Below are 1,095 nucleotides of genomic sequence, written 5' to 3'. Positions count from 1 at the left end.
AGGCGGTGCGCCGCAAGCCATACAGCGTGCTGCTGCTCGATGAAGTGGAGAAGGCGCACCCCGATGTCTTCAACGTGCTGCTGCAGGTGCTCGACGACGGCCGGCTGACCGACGGGCAGGGCCGCACGGTGGACTTCAAGAACACGGTGATCGTGATGACCTCGAACCTGGGCTCGCACCAGATCATGCAGATGGCGGGGCAGGACCCCGAGGCCATCCGCGACGCGGTGTGGGCCGAGGTGAAGCAGCATTTCCGCCCGGAGTTCCTGAACCGCATCGACGAGACGGTGGTGTTCCATTCGCTGGACGCGAAGAACATCGAGGCGATCGCGAGGATCCAGCTGAAGGTGCTGGAGCAGCGGCTGGACAAGCTCGAGATGAAGCTCGACGTGTCACCGGCCGCACTGGCGGCGCTGGCCCAGGTCGGCTTCGATCCGGTGTTCGGTGCGCGGCCGCTGAAGCGGGCGATCCAGCAGAAGATCGAGAACCCGGTCTCGAAGCTGATCCTCGAGGGCAGGTTCGGGCCGAAGGACGTGATCCCGGTGGACGTGAACGGCTCGGAGTTCAGCTTCTCGCGCGTCGTGCACTGAACCGGGTCAGTCCAGCAGGTTGTCCATCCGGCCGACCTGCAGCCTGACCAGCGTCAGGTTCGCCTGCGCCTTGTCGAGCACCGCATGCAGCGCCACGCCGGGATGGTTGGGCACGGGGCGCAGCAGCAGGTGGTGCGAGCCGAGCGTGATGGCCGCCTCGGGCACCGCGTGGCCGAGGCCCATCGTGCGGGCGGTCGCGGTCATCGCGCCGATCAGTGCCGCGCCGTGGTGGGCCAGGATGTCGGGGGAGGGCCGCGCACCGGCATGCACCAGGTCCTGGCCGCTCGCGATGTCGAACACGCAGCAGCTGACCATGCCGGTCAGCTCGATCAACTGGTTCACGTAGCGCTGCAGCGGTGAATCCGGCTGGGTGGACGCCATCGGCCGGGTCGGCGGCATCGGCCGCATCGCCGTCGACGCGGGCGCGCCGACCGCTGCCTGCGGTGTCGGCGGCATCGGTGCATACGAGGTCGGATAGGCGACCGCCGGCGGTGTGGCCCGCGGC

General features: G+C 68.6%; 2 protein-coding genes. One reads left to right on the top strand and one right to left on the bottom strand.

What is annotated here, in order from left to right; translation table 11 throughout:
* Positions 1–590, top strand: a 590-nt coding sequence (locus tag AC1D12_RS33860; RefSeq protein ID WP_477845455.1) for an AAA family ATPase, incomplete at its 5' end; no start/stop codon positions are given.
* A 6-nt stretch (positions 591–596) separates the two neighbouring features.
* Here the strand turns inward: AC1D12_RS33860 and AC1D12_RS33855 are convergent.
* On the bottom strand, positions 597–1,095 hold a 499-nt coding region (locus AC1D12_RS33855), incomplete at its 5' end, for a roadblock/LC7 domain-containing protein (RefSeq protein ID WP_477845454.1).

The sequence above is a fragment of the Rhizobacter sp. P1_G5 genome, from assembly GCF_056405435.1.
The sequence above is the reverse complement of the archived record's forward strand: the minus strand, read 5'-3'. Positions and strand labels throughout refer to the sequence as shown.